Origin of the sequence: Streptococcus oralis subsp. dentisani (assembly GCF_002096685.1) — a bacterium.
GTDB lineage: Bacteria > Bacillota > Bacilli > Lactobacillales > Streptococcaceae > Streptococcus > Streptococcus oralis_AD.
In genome coordinates, this window is sequence record NZ_NCVA01000040.1 from 17101 (window position 1) to 35116 (window position 18016).

The window sequence follows — 18016 nt, forward strand, 5'->3', positions numbered from 1 at the left end:
AAATCTATTAACTTAATTCAAGCTTAAAGGTAGAAGTTTTACACAAGTTGTGGATAACTCGCTTTTTTCTTTGAATTTGCTAGTTTTTCTAGATGATTCTTTGTGAATAAGATGTGAAATAAAGTGTGGATATGATAGAATAGAAGAATGAAAATAAAAATTGTAACAGTTGGAAAACTGAAGGAAAAATACCTTAAAGATGGCATTGCTGAATATACTAAACGAATTTCTCGTTTTGCCACTGTAGAAATCATTGAGTTAGCTGATGAAAAAAATCCAGATAAGGCAAGTGAGTCAGAAAATCATAAAATATTAGAAATAGAGGGAAATCGAATTCTTTCTAAGCTTGGAGAAAGAGATTTTGTAGTTGTGTTAGCAATTGAAGGAAAAATTTTCTCCTCAGAAGAATTCAGTAAACAACTGGAACAGGCTTCTATAAAGGGATTTTCTACCCTTACATTTATTATTGGTGGAAGTCTGGGACTATCCCCTGCTGTGAAGCATCGTGCTAATCTCTCTGTTAGCTTTGGACGTTTGACCTTGCCACATCAGTTAATGAGATTAGTTCTTGTTGAACAAATTTATCGTGCTTTTACCATTCAGCAGGGATCCCCTTATCATAAATAGAAGATTGACTTACCTCTTATTTTTTGATAGAATGGTCATGTTAGGTCTCATAGCTCAGCTGGATAGAGCATTCGCCTTCTAAGCGAACGGTCGCAGGTTCGAATCCTGCTGGGATCAGTACATTAAAGAAAAAGCTGGGATTATTTCCCAGCTTTTTTCTTCAAAAGGTGCATTTCAGGTGTAAAAAAGTACAGTTGAGAAGAAATTTTTCTTAAGTGATCTTCATTTTGTATAATAGATTTGTAAGATAACTTACAAGAAAAACAATACAGGAGATTTTATTATGAAAAACACAGTTAAATTTGAACAATTTAAAGAAGTAACAGAAACAGAATTGCAGGAGATTCGGGGTGGGGAATGGAGAATTCCAGAATTAATACGTAATCTTATTTTTCCAAAAAGAAAATAACTAAAATAAAGGTAAAAAGTAATGAATTTATTTGGATTAGTAATAGCTTTTTTTTATGTTTTTATCATTAGTAAAATTTATGAATGGACTTGTAATGCAACTAAAAAAGAAAAATATATTTATAGTCTTTATGTCTTTTTACTACAATTAATATTAGAAGAAATAATGTATTTGCTAGCCTTAGATGGTTACGGTTTGTCTAAATTTTTATTTCCTTTACTCATATTCGGTTACTTTGTTGGATTTCAGAAGTATGATAAGTCTAAGGGAGTTTTTATAAGCCTATTATTTTCTCTCTTATATCATAGTAGTAATAACTTTATATCGGTAACTTTATCATCTATAACAGGAGATGATATTGCATTAGAATATAATAATTATTTTATTATATTTGTACTTATTTTAACCTATTTGGTTATTAAAATTGTCATATCTTATTTCCATTTGGAGTTTAAATATTTTGACAAAGAATATCTCTATTCTTTTTTGAAAAAAGTGCTATATGTATTTATCTTCCTGCATATCGTCTCTTTTATTTCAGATATCGTGAGTACTATTTCTCATTTAAATAGTTTTGGAAGTATTTTATCATCCGTAGTTTTTGTTGGGCTCCTTTTAACCTTCTTTGCAATGAACTCTTACAAGGTTCAAATTGAAAAAGAGATTGCTCTAAAACAAAAGAAATTTGAACAAAAACATTTACAGACTTATACTGACGAAATTGTGGAGTTATATAATGAAATTCGAGGTTTTCGTCATGACTATGCAGGGATGCTTGTCAGCATGCAAATGGCGATTGACAGTGGAGATTTACAAGAAATTAACAGGGTTTACAATGAAGTCCTAGTAAAAGCAAATCAGAAATTGAGGTCAGAAAAATATACTTACTTTGATTTAAATAATATAGAAGATTCTGCTTTACGAAGTTTAATTGCTCAATCGATTGTCTATGCACGAAAAAATGATGTAGAGTTTACATTGGAAGTAAAGGATATCATTACTAGACTGTCAATAGATTTACTTGATCTTGTTCGTATCATGAGTATTTTATTAAACAATGCTGTTGAAGGTGCCGCAGATAGTTACTTGAAACAAATTGAAGTTGCAGTCATTAAAATGGATTTTGAAACAGTTATAGTCATCCAGAATTCATGTAAAATCACTATGACGCCTTCAGAAGACTTATTTGCCTTAGGTTTCTCTACCAAGGGAAGAAATAGAGGTCTAGGGCTTAATAATGTCAAAGAGATTTTAGATAAGTATGACAACATTATGTTAGAAACAGAGATGGAAGACAACACATTTAGACAAATTATTAGATTTAAGAGGGAATTTGAATGAAAGTACTAATTTTAGAAGATGTTATTGAGCATCAAGTGAGACTTGAGAGAATATTGAATGAAATCTCGGAGGAATCAAATATTCCTATTTCTTATAAGACAACAGGAAAAGTTCGTGAGTTTAAGGAATATATCGAAAATGATGAAGTAAATCAGCTTTATTTCCTAGATATCGATATTCACGGAATTGAGAAAAAGGGCTTTGAAGTGGCACAGTTTATCCGTCACCACAATCCTTATGCTATTATTGTCTTTATTACCAGTCGATCTGAATTTGCTACTTTAACTTATAAATACCAGGTATCAGCTCTAGATTTTGTAGACAAAGACATCAATGATGAATTGTTCAAAAAACGTATCGAGCAGAGTATTTTTTACACTAAGAGCATGCTGCTTGAAAACGAAGATGTTGTAGACTATTTTGATTACAACTATAAGGGAAATGATTTGAAAATCCCTTACCATGATATTTTGTATATCGAAACAACAGGTGTTTCTCATAAGTTGCGGATTATTGGTAAGAATTTTGCCAAAGAGTTCTATGGAACAATGACAGATATTCAGGAAAAGGACAAACATACCCAGCGATTTTATTCTCCTCATAAATCTTTCCTAATCAATATTGGAAATGTTAGAGAAATTGATCGAAAGAATCTAGAAGTTGTCTTTTATGAAGATCATCGCTGCCCCATCACTCGTTTGAAAGTTCGCAAACTGAGAGATATTCTGGAGAAAAAATCTAAAAAGTAATTGACAATTAGTAAGAAATTGATATAATGGTTATATCTGCTACAGATAGATGGTCCGTTGGTCAAGGGGTTAAGACACCGCCTTTTCACGGCGGTAACACGGGTTCGAATCCCGTACGGACTATTTTATCCGCCATAGCTCAGTTGGTAGTAGCGCATGACTGTTAATCATGATGTCGTAGGTTCGAGTCCTACTGGCGGAGTCAGATAGAAAAGAACACCATCTAGTGTTCTTTTTTCTTTTAGTTGACATCACCTAACATTTTCATAAGGAAGTCTGTCATTTCTTGCGGACTTTCTTTTTTTCCATGGGCAATCCAAGTCTGGCAAACACCAAATAGGGCATTTGTTAGATAAATGCTACTGTATTCTAATTCAATTGGATTGAGTTGTAATTTCATAAAGCGCTTCTGAAGATCAGTGCTAAGCATAATGTGAAGCTTATTTCTCAAGAAATTTTGGATTTCTTTTGTACCATTTTCAGATAAGAGTGCAGCCAAGAGTGGCTCAGACTCTAAATATTCAAATACTTCTAAAATAGCATCTCTTTTGTGATGAGCATGTTTTTGGAAAATATACTCAAAGGTATGAAAGAGCTTACTTTGGTAATGCTCAATCATATCATACTTATCCTTGTAGTGAGTGTAAAAGCTGGAACGACTGATTCCGGCTTTTTCTGCTAACTTAACTGTAGTAATTTGATCAAAGGGTTGGTCCATCAATAATTGAACCATGGCATTTTCGATGATTCGCTTTGTTTTTAAACGTTTGTTGCTTTCTTTCATAATTCCTCCTCTTGCACAAAAATAGACTATGTGTCCAAAAAATAATTTTTTACCTTGTAATTTGGATTTTTTGATGTATAATCTATTATATCAAAAATTTAGACAATATGTTTAAAAAAGGAGAAAATATGTTTAAAGAATGGAAAGCAATATTTAAAAAACCGACCTTTATCATTGTAATGATAGGGATTTCTCTTATTCCAGCTCTGTACAATATCATATTTTTGTCATCAATGTGGGATCCATATGGGCAATTGTCTGACTTACCTGTGGCAGTTGTCAATAATGATAAAGAAGCTTCCTATAACGGTAATACCATGGCTATAGGAAAAGACATGGTGTCAAATTTAAAAGAAAATAAAAGCTTAGATTTTCATTTCGTAGATGAAGATGAAGGAAAGAAGGGATTGGAAGATGGCAATTACTATATGGTAGTGACTTTACCAAGTGATTTATCTGAAAAAGCAGCTTCTATTTTAACGAATCATCCAGAGCAAATGCAAATCGATTATCAGACTTCAAGTGGTCATAGTTTTATTGCTAGCAAGATGAGCGATTCTGCGATGACACAATTGAAGCAGAATGTTTCTACCAATGTAACCGAGACCTATACTAAAGCTTTATTTGATAAGATGGTCGAATTAAAGGATGGTATGAGTCAAGCGGCTTCTGGTAGTGAAAAATTAACTGATGGAGCGAATCAGTTAGTGACAGGAAGTCAAACATTGACTACTAACCTACACTCTTTAGCAGATTCAAGTTTAACATTTTCAAATGGAACGGAGCAGTTTACTAAAAGATTATCCTCTTATGTCTCTGGTGTTGAACAACTTCATCTTGGCTTAGGGAATTTTAATAGTGGTTTAGTTACATATACTGGTGCAGTGAGTCAATTAGATAGGGGATTAGGTCAATTATCTTCTAAAAGTCCTGAATTAGTAAGACGAATCAATCAGTTATATACTGGTGTAGAATCCTATACTGGCGGTGTTTCTCAGCTTAATGCTGGTCTTAATCAATTTTCATCTGGTGTTAGTGCCTACACCAATGGAGTGGGAAGTCTTGCAACAGGTGCTAATCAGTTATCTAATCAATCAGCTACACTTCGAATGGGGGTGGAGCAATTAAGTGAAGGGATTCAACAACTTTCTAGCAAGTTAGATGCTTCGTCTGGGAAAAAAGATCAAATTAATCAATTATCTTCTGGTCTGAATCAGTTAAATCAAGCTATTCAAAATATTGATGTTGGAGATACAAAACAATTAGATTCTGTTTTATCAAGTATAGTATCTCTTTCTAATCAAATGTTAGCAAGTGCTCAGTCTGATAAAGCAACTACATTAGCAAATATTCAATCGACAGCAGCTTATCAATCCTTGACAAGTGAGCAACAAGCTGAGATAAGTGCTTCTGTATCTCAAAATTCGACTGATAGTATTCAATCGGCTCAGTCAATTATAACTTTAGTACAAGGTTTACAGGGAAATTTAGAAAACTTACAAAATCAATCTTCAAATCTTTCGACGTTAAAAAATCAAGCTAATCAAGTATTACCTATTGCTTCTACTTCTTTGACAGGATTGTCAAGTGGATTAACAGAAATACAGGGAGCAGTGACGAGTAAATTAGTTCCTGCTAGTCAGTCGATTGCATCAGGTGTAAATGCATATACTGCAGGTGTTGATAAAGTTTCTCAGGGCGCAAGTCAACTAAGTGAAAAGAATTCCACCTTGACAGGTAGTTTGGATCAACTAGTTTCAGGCTCAAACACCTTGACACAAAAATCTTCTAGCTTGACAGCAGGAGTTGGTCAATTAGTTGAAAAAACTCCAGAATTAGTATCTGGTATTGAAAAATTATCAACTGGCTCTAACCAATTGAATCAAAAGAGTCAAGAATTAATGGCAGGAGCTGATAAATTACAATCAGGATCTGGTCGATTAGCAGACAAATCCAGTCAGTTACTTTCAGGTGCTTCTCAATTAGAGAATGGAGCTAATAAATTGGCAGATGGATCTGGGAAACTTGCAGAAGGTGGAACAAAGTTAACTTCTGGATTGGAAGATTTACAGGCAGGAGTTGCTTCTTTAGGACAAGGACTAGGTAATGCTAGTGATCAACTCAAATCAGCATCAACAGAATCTAAAAATGCAGAGATTTTGTCAAATCCACTCAATCTTTCAAAAATAGACAATGATCAAGTTCCTGTAAATGGGATTGCTATGGCTCCTTATATGATATCAGTCGCTCTCTTTGTCGCTGCGTTATCAACAAATATGATTTTTGCTAAATTACCTTCAGGTCGTCATCCTGAAACTCGCTGGGCTTGCTTCAAATCTCGCTTTGAGATAAATGGAGTTATAGCTGTTTTAGCCGCTGTCTTAGTCTATGGTGGCGTTCATCTTATTGGTCTAACAGCAAATAATGAAATGAGAACCTTGTTCTTAATTATTATCGCAAGCTTAACATTTATGTCTATGGTAACTGCATTAACAACATGGAATAGCCGTATAGGAGCTTTCTTTTCTCTTATTTTGCTTTTATTACAGTTAGCATCAAGTGCAGGTACCTATCCACTTGCTTTGACAAATAATTTCTTTAGAGCTATTAATCCTTGGTTACCAATGAGTTATTCGGTTTCTGGATTACGACAAACAATTTCTATGACAGGAAATATTCATCAACAAGTCATTTTCCTTATTATAATACTAGCTTTCTTTACTGCTTTAGGTATGCTAGCTTATCAACCTAAGAAAATGGAAGAAGATTAAAAAGATTGGCCAAGGAATTGGTCAATCTTTTTCTGTCTTAGATAAATTTTGTCTGTGATTATAGATCCCAAAAAGAAGAAGGGCAGTCACTGAGCAGGCTGCTCCAATAACAAAACCATTGGGGATAAAGGAAAGTGTAACAGTGCCTTTTCCCTTTGGAACATCAACTTTCATAAAACCAGTTTGAGCCTGCTTGATTTCAAGTTTTTTCCCATCCTGGTATGCAGACCAACCTTTGTCATAAGGGATAGTGAAGAAAATAGAGGTATCTTGTTTTACTTCATATGTAGCAAAGACTTTATTTTTAGAGGTGGATACTTCTACAGGTTGTTCTTTAATTTTTTGGATTGCTTCAGTAAGAGCCTGAGTATCTAAACGATAGAAGGTTGGAGATTCAAATGACACCTGAGAATTTTCAGGGAAACTAACACTGATATTGAAAGCTTTCTGTTCTTCAGTATAACCCAAATTAAAGAAATTAAAGGCATTGTCAGTTGTAAAAGTCTTTTTTTCACCGTTGACAATGATGTCAACCTTCTTTTGTTTATCATTAGTGAAATGAATGTTTGAAAAAGAGAGATAGACTTGACTATTTTGAGGAACCTCAATTTGATAATCAATCCTTGCATCCTCATCCGTAGAACTTGTGATGCTTGTTAAACCATCTGAAGTATCTGTTTTATCATATGATATTTGGTAGAAGTAATCTAAGTTGAGATTAGCAAGCTGGTTTATAAATAGAGCCTGATTATCCAGAGTGTGATTGTTAAAGTTTACATCTGTGTAAATAGATTGAGTGGCAAAGGCAATAGGTAAAGAGAGTTGATTTTTATATAAGGTTAAATGATCCTTTTGATAAATCTCTTGAAAGCCATACTTATCAAGTGAAGTTTCAGAAATATTGTACTGGATTCCAAATAAACTATCTGCTAAAAGACTATTATTTGCATAACGGAGATTGAGGTTAGTTCCAGAGGATTTGAATCCAAGTTTGTCCAAACTAGTGCTAGCTGAACGATTTCGTACAGATGAAAATTGAGAGATTCCATTGTAGTTAAATTTCATACTGTCATTTCCTGTCTGAATTTGCAGTTTTTCAGTACGTGTAAATGGATCGTCAATTTGGTTTAGAATGGATTCCATAGCAGTAATATCTCTATTATAGGCGCTACGAGAAGCAAAGGCCCATTCTTTAGCTATTCCTTCTATTTGAGATGAAGCATTTAAGCTTATCTCAAATGTTATAAATAGAGATAAAAGGATTGCAAATAGATTTACAGAGATAAATTTTCTAATGACTGCAAGAAGTAAAAGAGCATAAACCAGGAGAAATTCAAGGGTGAGTAGGATATTCAAATCTGTTAAAAAAGAATAATGTGATTTAAAGTATACAGTAGCCAAAAACCCTGTCAGTACAAGAAAAAGTGAGACAAATAGATTCCAGAGCTTCAGTTCTTTCAGACGATTTAAGACTTCTGCTGCAGTATAAATTAACAGAGTGGAAAAAATCCAAGCATAGCGATGCAAAAACATATTTGGGGTATGCATCCCTTGCCAAAACAAATCAAGTGCCTCTATGTAAAAGCTTGTTATTAAAAAAGTAAAGAAAATTGCATAGGTAAGTTTCACGTGAAATCTTATGGATTTTATTGTGAAAAATAGAATGGTTAAAATAAAAGGAAGCAATCCAACAAAAATCATTGGTATAGATCCATACTTAGTTGTATCAAAAGATCCAATGAATTGTTTTGCGAAAATATCCAGATGCCAGCTACTATCTGTCTTTAATTTTGTGATGGTAGTCAACTTCTCACCATGAGTTTGTAAATCAAACAGTGTAGGAAGAGTCATAATCAAACTAGCCATTCCTGCTAAAAAGGAGGTAACAACAAAATCAAGAAAAGATGATTTTCGAGTTTTAAAGTCCCAAGAAATTTGGCAGAGATACCAAAAAATAAGGAACAATGCTGTCATATATCCAAAATAATAATTTTGAATAAATAAGATTGACAAACTTGTAAAGTATAGTAGGCGCTTCTTTTGTGTTATAAGTAGGTATAAACCAGTTATAATTAAAGGAATCAAGATAAAAACATCTAGCCAGGTTTTTATCTCTAACTGACTGACAGTGAAGCTCATTAGAGCATAGGAAGTAGATAAGGCAAGTTTTAAAAATTTTGGGATATCTTTAAATAATCTAGTCAAACTAAAGAAGGTTGACAGACCAATCAATCCAAATTTTAATAGAGTGGTCAGATAAACAGCATCTGGCATATTCGTCAGATTAAAAAAGTAAACCAGGGGTGAGAGAAAACTACCCAAGTAATAACTAGATAGAGCATAGAAATTCAGTCCGAGGCCACTTGTAAAGGTGTAAAACAAACTACCATTTCCATGTAAAATATTTCGTAAAGCCACATCAAAAATAACGTATTGATGGAAACCATCTCCTAATAGTGGAGATGTATCGCTATTCCAGTAGATACCTTGAGTTAGGTATACTCCAGTCATAATTACTAAAGGAATGATGAAAGAAACAAAATAGGTCCAATATGTTTTAAAAAATGATTTCATGTTACCTCGTAGAATGATAGAAAACTCAGTTGGTTACCCCAACTGAGTTTTGAAGTCTTATTTAATCTTTCCAAAGTTCTTTAACTTTTGCTTGTACTTCTGCATTTTCTAGGAATTCGTCATAGGTTTCATCGATACGATCAATGACGCCATTCTTAGACAAAACAATAATATGGTTTGCCAAAGTTTGGATAAACTCGTGGTCATGGCTGGCAAAGATGATTGATTCTTTAAAGTTTTTCAATCCATCGTTCAAGCTTGAAATAGATTCCAAATCCAAGTGATTTGTTGGATCATCAAGTACAAGGACATTTGATTTCAAGAGCATAAGTTTTGAAAGCATGACACGTACTTTTTCTCCCCCTGACAAGACGTTTACAGGTTTGTTAACCTCATCTCCAGAAAAGAGCATACGACCAAGAAAACCACGTAAGAAGGTATTATCGTCTTCTTCTTTACTTGCAAATTGACGCAACCAGTCAAGGATTGACTCGCTACCTGCAAAATCAGCAGAGTTATCTTTTGGCAAGTAAGAGCGACTAGTAGTAACTCCCCACTTAACAGTTCCTTCATAGTCAATGTCACCCATGATTGCACGAATTAATGCAGTCGTTTGGATGTCATTTTGTCCGATAAGAGCTGTTTTATCACCTGGACGCAAAATGAAACTAATATTGTCTAGGATAGTTTCACCATCAATCTTTACAGTTAGATTTTCTACTGTCAAGAGATCATTACCAATCTCACGTTCTGCTTTAAAGTTGATAAATGGGTATTTACGACTAGATGGCACAATCTCTTCTAATTCAATCTTGTCAAGCATTTTTTTACGAGACGTTGCCTGTCTTGACTTAGAAGCATTGGCAGAGAATCGAGCAACGAATTCTTGCAATTGCTTAATTTTTTCTTCTGCCTTGGCATTACGGTCTGCTAGCAATTTAGCAGCAAGCTCAGAAGATTCCTTCCAGAAGTCGTAGTTTCCGACATAGAGTTTGATTTTTCCAAAGTCAAGGTCGGCCATATGAGTACATACTTTGTTTAAGAAGTGGCGGTCATGGGATACAACGATAACGGTGTTATCAAAGTCAATCAAGAAGTCTTCTAGCCAAGTAATGGATTGAATATCCAGACCGTTGGTTGGCTCGTCCAAGAGAAGAACATCTGGTTTGCCAAAAAGTGCTTTGGCAAGGAGAACCTTCACTTTTTCACCATTGGCCAATTCGCTCATGTTTTGATAGTGCAATTCTTCTGGAATGTTAAGATTTTGAAGTAATTGAGATGCTTCGCTCTCTGCCTCCCAACCTCCAAGTTCGGCAAATTCACCTTCAAGTTCAGCTGCACGAACACCATCTTCATCGGAAAAATCTTCCTTCATGTAAATAGCATCTTTTTCTTTCATGATGCTATATAGTTTTTCATTTCCCATGATAACGACATCAATGACACGTTCATCTTCATAGTCAAAATGATTTTGACGGAGGACAGAGAGACGTTCATCTGGACCAAGAGAGATGTGACCAGTTGTAGGTTCGATATCACCAGCTAGAATTTTTAAGAATGTAGACTTCCCAGCACCATTAGCACCAATTAATCCGTATGTATTTCCTTCTGTAAATTTGATGTTGACATCATCAAAAAGTTTGCGATCACTAAAACGTAGTGAAACATCAGATACTGTAAGCAATGTTTTTCTCCTATAATATGTAATACATTTATTCTACTAGAAAAGAGAGAAATATTCAAATTTTTATCTGTCAATTTTGTGTCAATTAAGTTTACAGTTTTATTTACAATGAGTTAGTCGTTTGATTTAAAAAATTTTCTGTTATTTTAACAAAAAAATGCTATAATTGAAGAGACCATTTCGAAGGAGAAAAAAATGACGAAACCCATTATTTTAACAGGAGATCGCCCAACAGGAAAATTGCATATTGGACATTATGTTGGGAGTCTTAAAAATAGAGTATTGCTGCAGGAAGAAGATAAGTATGACATGTTTGTTTTTTTGGCGGACCAACAAGCATTGACAGATCACGCCAAAGATCCTCAAACGATTGTAGAATCGATCGGGAATGTTGCCTTGGATTATTTAGCAGTTGGATTGGATCCAAGTAAATCAACTATCTTTATTCAAAGTCAAATTCCAGAGTTGGCTGAACTATCTATGTACTATATGAATTTGGTGTCACTAGCTCGTTTGGAACGCAATCCGACAGTAAAAACAGAGATTGCTCAAAAAGGGTTTGGAGAAAGTATTCCAACAGGATTTTTGGTTTATCCAATTGCGCAAGCAGCTGATATCACAGCTTTCAAGGCCAATTATGTTCCTGTAGGAACAGACCAAAAACCAATGATTGAACAGACTCGTGAAATTGTTCGTTCTTTTAACAACGCATATAACTGTGATGTCTTAGTGGAACCAGAAGGTATTTATCCAGAAAATGAGAGAGCAGGGCGTTTGCCAGGTTTAGATGGAAATGCTAAAATGTCTAAATCCCTTAATAATGGTATTTATCTAGCAGATGATGCGGATACGTTGCGTAAAAAGGTCATGAGCATGTATACTGATCCAGACCATATTCGGGTTGAGGATCCAGGTAAGATTGAAGGAAATATGGTTTTCCATTATCTAGATGTGTTTGGTCGTCCAGAAGATGCTCAAAAAATTGCGGATATGAAAGAACATTATCAACGTGGTGGCCTTGGTGATGTAAAGACGAAACGTTATCTACTTGAAATATTAGAACGCGAACTTGGTCCTATTCGTGAGCGCCGTATCGAATTTGCTAAGGATATGGGAGAAGTGTACAATATGCTTCAAAAAGGGAGTGAAAAAGCGCGTGAGGTTGCAGGTCAAACTCTATCTGAAGTTAAGGGAGCAATGGGACTAAATTATTTTAAATAATAGGTAAAATATGAATCGTAAAACTATCTCTTCCATAGGATCACAGGGATAGTTTTTTTATGACTTCTACCATAAATATAATTGACAAATTTTCATAGAATGGTATGATAGATACAATACAAAAAGAGTCAAGCTCAAAAAGAAAGAAAAGAGGAAACTTCAATGTCTAATTGGGATACTAAATTTTTAAAAAAAGGTTTTACCTTTGATGATGTATTGCTCATTCCAGCAGAAAGTCATGTGTTGCCTAATGATGCAGATTTAACAACAAAATTGGCAGATAATCTGACTTTAAATATCCCAATTATAACAGCCGCCATGGATACAGTCACAGAAAGTCAAATGGCTATTGCCATTGCTCGTGCAGGTGGTCTTGGAGTAATCCATAAAAATATGTCTATTGCGCAACAGGCAGATGAAGTTCGTAAGGTAAAACGTTCTGAAAATGGTGTTATTATTGATCCATTCTTCTTGACTCCAGAACACACGATTGCTGAAGCAGATGAGCTGATGGGACGTTACCGTATCAGTGGTGTGCCAGTTGTGGAGACACTTGAAAATCGTAAACTGGTTGGTATTCTAACAAATCGAGATCTTCGCTTTATTTCAGATTACAATCAGCCAATCTCAAACCATATGACCAGTGAAAATCTTGTTACTGCTCCTGTTGGTACAGATCTTGCAACAGCTGAAAGCATTCTTCAAGAACACCGTATTGAAAAACTTCCTTTGGTTGATGAAGAAGGTCGTCTTTCTGGTTTGATTACTATCAAAGATATTGAAAAAGTGATTGAGTTTCCAAATGCTGCTAAAGATGAGTTTGGTCGTCTTCTAGTTGCTGGAGCGGTGGGTGTCACTTCAGATACATTCGAACGTGCCGAAGCCCTTTTTGAAGCAGGAGCTGACGCAATTGTTATTGATACTGCCCATGGTCACTCTGCTGGTGTTCTACGTAAAATTGCTGAAATTCGTGCTCATTTCCCAGACCGCACTTTGATTGCGGGTAATATTGCCACTGCAGAGGGTGCGCGTGCTCTTTATGATGCAGGCGTAGATGTTGTCAAAGTCGGTATCGGACCAGGTTCTATCTGTACAACTCGTGTCATTGCAGGTGTCGGTGTACCACAAATAACAGCAATCTATGATGCGGCAGCTGTTGCGCGTGAATATGGAAAAACAATCATTGCTGATGGTGGAATCAAGTACTCAGGAGATATTGTAAAAGCCCTTGCTGCAGGTGGAAATGCAGTTATGCTTGGATCAATGTTTGCTGGAACTGATGAAGCTCCAGGTGAAACTGAAATCTTCCAAGGACGTAAGTTCAAGACTTACCGTGGTATGGGATCAATTGCTGCTATGAAAAAAGGTTCAAGCGACCGTTACTTCCAAGGTTCTGTCAATGAAGCAAACAAACTCGTTCCAGAAGGAATTGAAGGTCGTGTTGCCTATAAAGGTGCAGCAGCTGATATCGTCTTCCAAATGATTGGTGGTATTCGCTCTGGTATGGGTTACTGTGGTGCAGCTAACCTTAAAGAATTGCACGACAACGCCCAATTTATTGAAATGTCTGGTGCAGGTTTGAAAGAAAGCCATCCTCATGATGTACAAATTACTAATGAAGCACCAAACTATTCTATGTAAGTAGTAAAAAAGAACTCCTAAATTTCAGGAGTTCTTTTTGTTTACAAAGTTGTCAATGTTGATTTACAGATATTTTACCGTTTTGGATCCTGAAAATACTAAGATTTTCAGGCAAGTTTTGTAAGTGGTCTAAACTTGTTGTTGTGATAAAGGTTTGGATAGATTGAGAAATGGTTTCTAGTAATTTTAGTTGCCGTGTGTTGTCAAGTTCGCTCATAACATCGTCAAGTAAGAGTATAGGAGACTCATTGGTAATACTTTCCATTAGCTCAATTTCTGCCAATTTGATAGAAAGAACAAGGCTGCGATGTTGACCTTGACTCCCAAAACTAGCGTCCATTCCATTGATATAAAAAGCAATGTCATCTCGATGAGGGCCGACACCAGTATTCTTTTTAAACAAATCTCTTGATCTACTTTTTTCTAAAGCTATTTTAAAAGAATTTGTCAACTGATCTTCACCAGTAAAGTTGACAGATGATTGATAAGATATTGACAACTCTTCTAATTTATTTGAGATTTCTAAGTGTGTTTTTTGACCAAATTTCTCTAAATCTTTAATGAATTTTATTCGATGCTTTATGACGCGACAACCGTATTCTACTAACTGATCATCTAAGACCGACAGAAATGTTTCGTCAATCTTTTGACTGGATTTTAGGTAAGTATTTCTCTGCTTGAGTATATGGTTGTAGTTTGACAGGTCTGACAAGTAAATTGGTTTAATTTGTCCCAGTTCGATGTCTATAAATTTTCGACGAACGGATGGCGCTCCTTTAATTAACTGGAGATCTTCAGGTGCGAAGAGAACAACATTCATATGTCCGATATAGTCTGATAGGCGAGCTTGTTTTAAGTGATTGACTTTAGTCACACGCCCTTTTGGTGTTAAATCAATTTCTAGAGGTATAGAACCTGTTTTTTTCTGTAGCAAGCCAGAAAGATGAAGTTGCTCGTCATCAAAATGAATGAGATTTTTATCTGTACGAGTCCGATGACTACGTGTCAAGGCTAAGAAATAGATTGCTTCTAGAATATTGGTTTTTCCTTGAGCATTTTGGCCTAAAAAGACGTTTAATTTTGGATTGAAATCAATTTTTGCCTCTTTGTAATTTCGAAAGGTCTTAATTGTTAAATGTTGAAGCCACATAGTTATCTTCCTGGAAAACGTGGAGCTTGTTTGGCTTTAGGTGATGAAGAAGTTTTTTGTTTTTCTTTCTTGACACCTTTATTCATCTCTTTGACAAGTTTAGCAATCCGCTCTTTTTCAATCTTATCTGTTTGGTATTCTTCTTGCTCTTTTAAACTTGGTTGTGTCAAGGTGATGTCAATTTTTAAATTAGGGATGTCAATCGTATCTCCAATACGGATTTTTTTCCCACGTCTACTTTCTAATTCACCATTAAAGTAAACTTGATGCTCCATTAAAAAGGATTTGATAGCACCGCCGCTTTGTATAATTCCAAGCTCTTTTAGGAGAGCTTGGAGCGTAATAAATTCTTCAAATAATTTGTATTCCATAATTCACCTCAATCTAAGGTATTATACCATATTTTCCCTGAAATAACTGAAGGAAAGTCACTCAAAATGAAAACGATTTTACTTTTGAAAGCTATAAAGAGAACAAGAAAAATTTTGATTTTCGTGATATAATAGAACTCTATATGTAAGGAGGTAAGGTATGGAGTTGGTGTCTGGAATTTCAGCACATTTTATTCAATCCAAAAAGTTTAAAACAAATAAAATCACTATTCGTTTTACTGCTCCCTTATCTCTTGAGACAATAGCGGGACGCATGTTAAGTGCAAGTATGTTGGAAACTGCCAATAAAGCTTACCCAACATCTCAAGCTTTTCGCAGATATTTGGCAAGTTTGTATGGAACAGATATTTCTACGAGTGCTTATCGTAGGGGACAGGCACATATTCTTGACCTAACATTTACCTATGTGCGGGACGAGTTTTTGAGTAAAAAAAATGTCTTGACTTCTCAAATTTTTGAACTGGTGAGACAGACTTTATTTGCCCCCTTAGTTGTAGATGGAGCCTTTGAGCCAGCCTTATTTGAAATTGAAAAAAAACAATTACTGGCCAGCTTAGCTACAGATATGGATGATTCATTTTATTTTGCTCATAAGGAATTGGATAACTTGTTCTTTCATGATGAACGTCTTCAATTGAGATATAGCGATTTACGAAATCGCATTTCAAATGAGTCTCCGGAAAGTAGCTACACTTGCTTTCAAGATGCTCTGAAAAATGATCGAATTGATTTCTTTTTCTTGGGTGATTTTAATGAAGTAGAAGTGAAGGAGTGGTTGAGGTCATTTTCCTTTACTGGGCGTCAAATCGATGTCAAGCCTCAGTACAAACAACCATATTCAAATGTCCTTCGGGAAGGAATGGTTCGTAAGAATGTGGGCCAATCTGTTTTGGAATTGGCTTACCATTGTTCTACGAGCTATGGAGACAAGCATCATTTGGCCATGGTAGTAATGAATGGTCTGTTAGGTGGTTTTGCTCACTCTAAGCTTTTTACGAATGTTCGGGAAAATGCTGGTCTAGCCTACACTATCTCCAGTCAATTAGATTTATTTAGTGGTCAATTGAGGATGTATGCTGGCATTGATCGGGAAAAGCGCAATCAAGCCAGAAAATTGATGAATCATCAATTACTTGAACTAAAGAAAGGTAATTTTACAGATTTGGAGATTGAACAGACCAAGGAGATGATTCGCAGAACCTTATTGCTTGCGCAAGATAGTCAGAGCTCACTAATCGAGCGAGTTTACTTGAATAGTTTGTTAGGGAAATCTACATCAGATTTTGACAATTGGATTGAAAAATTAAATCAAGTTGATAAAGAAGCTATCTGCAAAGCAGCAAATAGTGTTCGGTTACAAGCGATATACTTTATGGAAGGAATAGAATGATACCAGTTACCTTTGAAGAAAAATACTATCCTGCCGTAAAGGAGACGGTTTATCAGACTCGTCTATCAAATGGATTGACAGTGTCTCTCCTTCCTAAGAAACAATTTAATGAAGTTTACGGAGTTGTAACAGTTCGATTTGGATCAGTAGACACAAGCTTTACACTATCTAAAAAAGGTTTACAGTGTTATCCAGCTGGAATTGCACATTTTCTTGAACATAAACTATTTGAGAGAGAAAATGCTGAAGATATTATGGAGTCTTTTACACGCTTGGGAGCTGATAGCAATGCTTTTACAAGTTTTACAAAGACGAGTTATTTGTTTTCAACAATAGATCATTTATCAGAAAATTTGGATTTGCTTAAGGAATTGGTAACAGTTGCTCATTTTACAGAAGAGTCAGTTGAGAGAGAGAGGGAAATTATCCAACAGGAACGTGAGATGTACCAAGATGATCCAGATTCGCGTCTGTTTTTTGCAACATTAGCAAATCTTTATCCCAATACTCCTCTGGCAGCAGACATTGTTGGAAGTGAAAAATCAATTAACAACATTCAGCTAAATGACTTGAAATATAACTTTACAGTCTTTTACAAACCTGTCAATATGTCTTTGTTTTTAGTTGGGAATTTTGATGTAGATGCGATTGGAAAGTATTTTTCACAAAAGAAATTTAGAAATTTGGAAGACATGGTAGTAAACAAGGAGAAGCTAGCTTTACAGCCTGTTAAAGAAACAGACAGTCTCCGGATGGAGGTTTCTTCTCCAAAGCTTGCTGTTGGAATTAGGGGAATAGGTGAGGTGGTAGAAGCAGATTGCTACCGTTATAGTGTTTTGTTGAAATTGTTGTTTACGATGCTGTTTGGTTGGACTTCAAATCGTTTTCAAAACTTATATGAGGCGGGGAAGTTAGATGCTTCACTGTCATTAGAAGTTGAGGTGACTAGTCGTTTTCATTTTGTGATGTTGACTATGGATACGAAGGAACCCGTTTCTCTATCACATCAATTTCGTAAGGCTATTCGCAACTTTACGAAAGATTCAGATCTTACAGAGGAACATCTCGATCTTGTCAAGAGTGAGATGTTTGGGGAATTTTTCAGTAGTATGAACTCCTTGGAGTTTATTGCGACACAGTATGAGCCAGTCGACAGAGGAGAAACCATTTTTGATTTGCCAAAAATTTTACAAGAAATTACTTTGGAAGATGTTTTAAAAGCTGGTCATCGCTTGATTGATGATGGCGATCTAGTTGATTTTACAATCTTTCCAACCTAAAAG

The 18016-nt window shown here is 35.3% G+C and carries 14 protein-coding genes and 3 tRNA genes; 12 read left to right on the forward strand and 5 right to left on the reverse strand.

Annotation, left to right across the window (positions count from 1 at the left end):
- The first annotated feature begins 147 nt into the window (after nt 1-147).
- The 7 genes from rlmH to B7705_RS04605 all read left to right on the forward strand — a co-directional run bounded on the left by rlmH (nt 148) and on the right by B7705_RS04605 (nt 3328).
- Entirely contained in the window at nt 148-627 is a 480-nt protein-coding gene (gene rlmH / locus B7705_RS04575) for a 23S rRNA (pseudouridine(1915)-N(3))-methyltransferase RlmH (protein ID WP_084948172.1), read from the forward strand.
- 43 nt (nt 628-670) lie between these two features.
- Nucleotides 671-744, forward strand: a tRNA-Arg gene (locus B7705_RS04580).
- 166 nt (nt 745-910) lie between these two features.
- On the forward strand, nt 911-1036 hold the full coding sequence (gene comC, locus B7705_RS04585) for a competence-stimulating peptide ComC (RefSeq protein ID WP_084948174.1): 126 nt from the start codon (nt 911-913) through the stop codon (nt 1034-1036).
- Nucleotides 1037-1057: 21 nt separating this feature from the next.
- Nucleotides 1058-2377, forward strand: a complete 1320-nt coding sequence (comD, locus tag B7705_RS04590) for a competence system sensor histidine kinase ComD (protein WP_084948176.1) — start codon at nt 1058-1060, stop codon at nt 2375-2377.
- Nucleotides 2374-3126 carry a competence system response regulator transcription factor ComE gene (comE, locus tag B7705_RS04595; RefSeq protein ID WP_084948177.1) on the forward strand — a complete coding sequence of 251 codons (753 nt, stop codon included), beginning with the start codon at nt 2374-2376 and terminating at the stop codon, nt 3124-3126. Before comD ends, comE begins: the two co-directional genes overlap by 4 nt.
- A 51-nt stretch (nt 3127-3177) precedes the next feature.
- Nucleotides 3178-3249 (forward strand) — tRNA-Glu (locus B7705_RS04600).
- 5 nt (nt 3250-3254) lie between these two features.
- Nucleotides 3255-3328 (forward strand) — tRNA-Asn (locus B7705_RS04605).
- A gap of 39 nt (nt 3329-3367) precedes the next feature.
- Here the strand turns inward: B7705_RS04605 and B7705_RS04610 are convergent.
- Complete coding sequence (locus B7705_RS04610) at nt 3368-3910, reverse strand: TetR/AcrR family transcriptional regulator (RefSeq protein ID WP_084948179.1); 543 nt, start codon at nt 3908-3910, stop codon at nt 3368-3370.
- Between the two features lie 128 nt (nt 3911-4038).
- Here B7705_RS04610 and B7705_RS04615 point away from each other — a divergent pair, with 128 nt between their 5' ends.
- Nucleotides 4039-6681, forward strand: a complete 2643-nt coding sequence (locus tag B7705_RS04615) for a YhgE/Pip domain-containing protein (RefSeq protein WP_084948180.1) — start codon at nt 4039-4041, stop codon at nt 6679-6681.
- Between the two features lie 21 nt (nt 6682-6702).
- Here the strand turns inward: B7705_RS04615 and B7705_RS04620 are convergent, their stop codons facing one another.
- Both B7705_RS04620 and B7705_RS04625 read right to left on the reverse strand, forming a co-directional pair.
- A complete protein-coding gene (locus B7705_RS04620) occupies nt 6703-9255 on the reverse strand; it encodes a YfhO family protein (RefSeq protein WP_084945634.1) in 2553 nt (850 codons plus the stop codon).
- Nucleotides 9256-9316: 61 nt separating this feature from the next.
- The gene (locus B7705_RS04625) at nt 9317-10939 is read right to left on the reverse strand and encodes an ATP-binding cassette domain-containing protein (protein WP_084948182.1); all 1623 of its coding nucleotides are present in this window, start codon (nt 10937-10939) and stop codon (nt 9317-9319) included.
- 195 nt (nt 10940-11134) lie between these two features.
- Between B7705_RS04625 and trpS the strand changes: the two genes are divergently transcribed.
- Complete coding sequence (gene trpS, locus B7705_RS04630) at nt 11135-12160, forward strand: tryptophan--tRNA ligase (RefSeq protein ID WP_084948184.1); 1026 nt, start codon at nt 11135-11137, stop codon at nt 12158-12160.
- Between the two features lie 162 nt (nt 12161-12322).
- On the forward strand, nt 12323-13801 hold the full coding sequence (gene guaB / locus B7705_RS04635; protein WP_084948186.1) for an IMP dehydrogenase: 1479 nt from the start codon (nt 12323-12325) through the stop codon (nt 13799-13801).
- 52 nt (nt 13802-13853) lie between these two features.
- Here guaB and recF read toward each other — a convergent pair whose 3' ends face one another.
- Nucleotides 13854-14951: a DNA replication/repair protein RecF gene (gene recF, locus B7705_RS04640; protein ID WP_084948187.1), complete on the reverse strand. Its 1098-nt coding sequence runs from the start codon at nt 14949-14951 to the stop codon at nt 13854-13856.
- Nucleotides 14952-14953: 2 nt separating this feature from the next.
- On the reverse strand, nt 14954-15322 hold the full coding sequence (gene yaaA, locus B7705_RS04645) for a S4 domain-containing protein YaaA (protein ID WP_084948189.1): 369 nt from the start codon (nt 15320-15322) through the stop codon (nt 14954-14956).
- A gap of 160 nt (nt 15323-15482) precedes the next feature.
- On the opposite strand from yaaA, the gene yfmF reads away from it, so the two are divergent.
- The gene (gene yfmF / locus B7705_RS04650) at nt 15483-16733 is read left to right on the forward strand and encodes an EF-P 5-aminopentanol modification-associated protein YfmF (RefSeq protein WP_084948191.1); all 1251 of its coding nucleotides are present in this window, start codon (nt 15483-15485) and stop codon (nt 16731-16733) included.
- On the forward strand, nt 16730-18013 hold the full coding sequence (gene yfmH / locus B7705_RS04655) for an EF-P 5-aminopentanol modification-associated protein YfmH (RefSeq protein WP_084948193.1): 1284 nt from the start codon (nt 16730-16732) through the stop codon (nt 18011-18013). Before yfmF ends, yfmH begins: the two co-directional genes overlap by 4 nt.
- Nucleotides 18014-18016: the final 3 nt, after the last annotated feature.

What these genes read in the sequence shown, in the direction of transcription:
- rlmH (WP_084948172.1), top strand. Translation starts at nt 148, where the DNA reads ATGAAAATAAAAATTGTAACAGTTGGAAAACTGAAGGAAAAATACCTT.
- comC (WP_084948174.1), top strand. Translation starts at nt 911, where the DNA reads ATGAAAAACACAGTTAAATTTGAACAATTTAAAGAAGTAACAGAAACA.
- comD (WP_084948176.1), top strand. Translation starts at nt 1,058, where the DNA reads ATGAATTTATTTGGATTAGTAATAGCTTTTTTTTATGTTTTTATCATT.
- comE (WP_084948177.1), top strand. Translation starts at nt 2,374, where the DNA reads ATGAAAGTACTAATTTTAGAAGATGTTATTGAGCATCAAGTGAGACTT.
- B7705_RS04610 (WP_084948179.1), bottom strand. Translation starts at nt 3,910, where the DNA reads ATGAAAGAAAGCAACAAACGTTTAAAAACAAAGCGAATCATCGAAAAT.
- B7705_RS04615 (WP_084948180.1), top strand. Translation starts at nt 4,039, where the DNA reads ATGTTTAAAGAATGGAAAGCAATATTTAAAAAACCGACCTTTATCATT.
- B7705_RS04620 (WP_084945634.1), bottom strand. Translation starts at nt 9,255, where the DNA reads ATGAAATCATTTTTTAAAACATATTGGACCTATTTTGTTTCTTTCATC.
- trpS (WP_084948184.1), top strand. Translation starts at nt 11,135, where the DNA reads ATGACGAAACCCATTATTTTAACAGGAGATCGCCCAACAGGAAAATTG.
- guaB (WP_084948186.1), top strand. Translation starts at nt 12,323, where the DNA reads ATGTCTAATTGGGATACTAAATTTTTAAAAAAAGGTTTTACCTTTGAT.
- recF (WP_084948187.1), bottom strand. Translation starts at nt 14,951, where the DNA reads ATGTGGCTTCAACATTTAACAATTAAGACCTTTCGAAATTACAAAGAG.
- yaaA (WP_084948189.1), bottom strand. Translation starts at nt 15,322, where the DNA reads ATGGAATACAAATTATTTGAAGAATTTATTACGCTCCAAGCTCTCCTA.
- yfmF (WP_084948191.1), top strand. Translation starts at nt 15,483, where the DNA reads ATGGAGTTGGTGTCTGGAATTTCAGCACATTTTATTCAATCCAAAAAG.
- yfmH (WP_084948193.1), top strand. Translation starts at nt 16,730, where the DNA reads ATGATACCAGTTACCTTTGAAGAAAAATACTATCCTGCCGTAAAGGAG.